Raw genomic sequence first — 3,202 nt, forward strand, 5'->3', positions numbered from 1 at the left:
GCAATTGATCTTGTTCCATTCTGTGTATTTATTGTAAACATTGATTTTGTTTCATTGATGATTCTTCCATTTAATCCTATGACTTGAGGATTGGTTGAATTGACTATCTCCGTATTCAATCCTATGAATTCATGTGATGTAATGTTGTCTGCTGTGATCATTTTTGGTTCTTCATCTCGTTTATTCTTGTCAGCATCCTTGCTATGTCATGACGGAGTGGTTTTAGTTTACCGCTTTCTTTTCTTAGTGTACCTTTTGCAGCATCTACTCTTAGTTTTGCAAGCTCACCACGTGTCTCTTGAATCTTACTTTTTAGATCTTTTTCATTTAGCTGTTTAATTGTCTTCATACTGAGTCTGGTCATTTAAATCTGGCCTCCTCTTCTTCCATTGTTTCAAGCTCTTTCATTCTTTCTTCTTCAATTGCAATTTGCTCTGATTCTGTTCTTGCTTTTGTCTCAGCTGCTGTTTCGTCTCTCATCTTTCCTGTATCTTTATCTTTAATTTGGGTTAATTTCTTTGATTTTTCTATTCTCATTTCAAATTCTGGAACAAATTTTTCGTTTCTTGCAATTCTAATTCTAATTCCAATTAAACCCATTGCAGTTTTTACATGTGCGATATCTTCATCTACAATTACTTCTGCATGATGTCCTGCTCTTGGCAAAATCCCTGCAGTGTGTTTTTCAAATGCTGAACGATCGCCTCTGAGTTTTCCTGAGATTGTTATTTGAACTCCCATTGCACCACCTTCCATAATTTGTTTTAATGTCCACATTGTTGCTCTTCTAAATGCTGTACCTCGTTCTAAATGAGATGCCATTCTGTTGCACATCACACTTGGGGCTAATTCTGGTTTGTCTATCTCAACTACTGATATTTGTGGATTTTTTAATCCAAAGTCTGTTGCAAGTTTTTCTGTAAGAGATCTGATTCCGGAACCTTTTCTTCCAATTACGATTCCTGGTCTTGTTACATGTAGTGCAACTCTTGTTCCTACCGGTGTTTTTGAAATCTCTGCATGTGAAAACCCTGCATCTTTAATCGCCTCTCTTAGATAATCTCTGAGTAGCATCATGTTGTAGTTATCTTTGATTACATTTTTGACTGCTGACATATCTAAATCTCCTGTGCCACCAATTCGATGTGTGTCAAAACATTGTTCTTTGGGGTTGCTCTTCCCATTGCTCTTGGAGTGAATCTTTTTACAATTACACCTTTGTGAACAGTAGCGTTAATGATTCTTAGTCTATCTAAATCCATTCCTTTGTATTCTGCATTTGATTCTAAATTATCTAAAACTTTGATGAATTCTTTTGCTGACTTTTGTGGATATCGTCCAGACATCATACCTGGGTCTGCTTTGTGTCCTACTTGATTTTTATATCTTCTAAATGCAACAGCTCTTTTTTTATTGATTACTGCAAGAAGATAATCTCTTGCTTTTTCAATGGACAATCCTTTAATTGAAACAGCTACCTCACGTGCATGTTTATGTGAAATGTCTTTTTCTCTTACTGAAGAGCGTACATGTCGCGTTGTGTCGTAATTTTGGAAAGCGTAATCGAATCTACCCATAATAATCACTTTAGTGGCACGTAGAGACTGGATCTTGATGCGCCTACACCAGGTGCACCGTGTGAAACTCTCTTGTTTGTTATGACATATTCTCCCAAATAATGTCCAATCATCTCTGATGTGATTGCAACTGGACGAAATTCTTTTCCTGAGAAAACATTTACTGTAACTCCTACCATGTATGGTAGAACTATCAAATCTCTTACATGCGTTTTGATAGGATTCTTTACTTTGCCTGCTTTTGCAGATTTTATCTCTTCGATAAGCTTTCTTTTTCCATCATTGATCCCTCTAGTAAGTGATCTTCTTTGTCTTGAATTGAATAATAAAAACAATTTCTCTAAAGACAAACTATCTAGTTCATCTTTAGGGATACCTCTGTATAAAAATTCTTTAACCATTTCTCTTCTCCTTTGTTAGTGTACTTCGAGTTTTATGGTCCATATTATAGCATTCCTATCTTTGTTGCCAAATCTCTGGCTTTTTCTGTGTTTTCAAACTGAACAAATGCTTTTTTGCCGTAAATTGTTCTTGCTGTGTTGACTTTGATTACTTTTTCTTTGTACAATGTCTTTACTGCTTCTGCAATTTCTGGTTTATTTGCTGAAATTTCAACAATAAAACAAATTTTACTTTCATTTTCTACCATGGCAAATGTCTTCTCTGTGATGTATGGCTTGATTATAATTTTCATTGCTTGATCTACATTCATTGTATTTTCACCATTACTTCTAGATGTGTTGATTTGATTTTTCCAATTTCCTCTAATGCGGATTTTGAATATACTGTTAATCTTATTGGATGTGAACCTGGAGCAAGATCTAACACGCTCAAATCTTTTGCATTCTTTGCTTCAACTCCTGGAATTGCACCTATGGCTTTGCTTAATTTTGAAGAATCTGAAGTTACAAACAATACACTTTTTCCAACTTTCTTACTTCTTCCTCTAAGTCTTGATTGTCCAGAACGAGATTTTCTTGATTCTAATCTGTCTACATCTTGTGATAATTTCAGAGAATCCAATATTTTAGAAATTTCACTTGCTTTTGAAATTGATTCAATGTCATCTGATACTATTATTGGGAATGATTCTATGCCTTCTATTTTATGACCTCTTAATTCTATGAGTTCTTTTGATGCTGTTGCTGCGATAGCAGAACATAATGCTAATTTGTTTTCTTTTCTGTTTAATTTTTTGTTAATTACTTTATCTACGATTGGTGGATGTGCTTGTCTTCCACCTCTTGTTGATGCTACTTCTGCCCCTTGACCTTGTCTTCCACCCCCACCACCACTCATTCTGGCAACACGTGATACGCCTTGACCAGTTGGTGGATCATTAGAATCTGCAACTACATCCATACCTGCAGTTGGCTTTCTTCCCTGTGGTTGGAATTTGTGTGTTGTAAGATTGGTGAATGCTTTATGAATCAAATCTCTTCTAAATGGTGTTGAGAATATTGGTGGAAGTTCAACCTCACCGTCTTTTGTTCCTGTAGTTGTGTATACTGTAGTCTTCATTAGATAACTACCTCCAAAATGTTTGGCTTAGTAATTTTTGGTGGAGTGTTTCTGATTTGAGTTCTTAGTTTGATCAATCTTCTATAGGTTCCAGGAACAGATCC

Annotated in this window: 7 protein-coding genes; all 7 read right to left on the reverse strand. The window is 35.5% G+C overall.

The genetic code is table 11. From position 1 onward, the window contains the following. Positions 1-161, reverse strand: a 161-nt coding sequence (locus BD31_RS08875; RefSeq protein WP_008301477.1) for a ribonuclease P protein component 1, incomplete at its 3' end; no start/stop codon positions are given. Continuing rightward, a complete protein-coding gene (gene rpmC, locus BD31_RS08880; protein ID WP_008301488.1) occupies positions 158-364 on the reverse strand; it encodes a 50S ribosomal protein L29 in 207 nt (68 codons plus the stop codon). The genes BD31_RS08875 and rpmC, both read right to left, overlap by 4 nt. Beyond that, positions 361-1,116, reverse strand: coding sequence for a 30S ribosomal protein S3 (locus tag BD31_RS08885; protein ID WP_008301486.1), 756 nt, complete (start codon positions 1,114-1,116; stop codon positions 361-363). Before BD31_RS08885 ends, rpmC begins: the two co-directional genes overlap by 4 nt. Before the next feature lie 2 nt (positions 1,117-1,118). Beyond that, the gene (locus tag BD31_RS08890) at positions 1,119-1,577 is read right to left on the reverse strand and encodes a 50S ribosomal protein L22 (protein WP_008301484.1); all 459 of its coding nucleotides are present in this window, start codon (positions 1,575-1,577) and stop codon (positions 1,119-1,121) included. A 5-nt stretch (positions 1,578-1,582) separates the two neighbouring features. Continuing rightward, positions 1,583-1,978 (reverse strand): 30S ribosomal protein S19, encoded by a 396-nt coding sequence (locus BD31_RS08895; RefSeq protein WP_008301475.1) that lies wholly within the window; start codon positions 1,976-1,978, stop codon positions 1,583-1,585. A gap of 44 nt (positions 1,979-2,022) precedes the next feature. Beyond that, positions 2,023-2,289, reverse strand: coding sequence for a 50S ribosomal protein L23 (locus BD31_RS08900; RefSeq protein ID WP_008301481.1), 267 nt, complete (start codon positions 2,287-2,289; stop codon positions 2,023-2,025). Continuing rightward, the gene (rpl4p, locus tag BD31_RS08905; RefSeq protein WP_008301483.1) at positions 2,286-3,098 is read right to left on the reverse strand and encodes a 50S ribosomal protein L4; all 813 of its coding nucleotides are present in this window, start codon (positions 3,096-3,098) and stop codon (positions 2,286-2,288) included. Before rpl4p ends, BD31_RS08900 begins: the two co-directional genes overlap by 4 nt. Positions 3,099-3,202: the final 104 nt, after the last annotated feature.

The organism is Candidatus Nitrosopumilus salarius BD31, from assembly GCF_000242875.2.
GTDB classification, from domain to species: domain Archaea; phylum Thermoproteota; class Nitrososphaeria; order Nitrososphaerales; family Nitrosopumilaceae; genus Nitrosopumilus; species Nitrosopumilus salarius.

Excerpts from the sequence above, each read along its gene's own strand:
- BD31_RS08885 (WP_008301486.1), bottom strand. The coding sequence starts at position 1,116 with ATGTCAGCAGTCAAAAATGTAATCAAAGATAACTACAACATGATGCTA.
- rpmC (WP_008301488.1), bottom strand. The coding sequence starts at position 364 with ATGACCAGACTCAGTATGAAGACAATTAAACAGCTAAATGAAAAAGAT.
- BD31_RS08895 (WP_008301475.1), bottom strand. The coding sequence starts at position 1,978 with ATGGTTAAAGAATTTTTATACAGAGGTATCCCTAAAGATGAACTAGAT.
- BD31_RS08890 (WP_008301484.1), bottom strand. The coding sequence starts at position 1,577 with ATGGGTAGATTCGATTACGCTTTCCAAAATTACGACACAACGCGACAT.
- BD31_RS08900 (WP_008301481.1), bottom strand. The coding sequence starts at position 2,289 with ATGAATGTAGATCAAGCAATGAAAATTATAATCAAGCCATACATCACA.
- rpl4p (WP_008301483.1), bottom strand. The coding sequence starts at position 3,098 with ATGAAGACTACAGTATACACAACTACAGGAACAAAAGACGGTGAGGTT.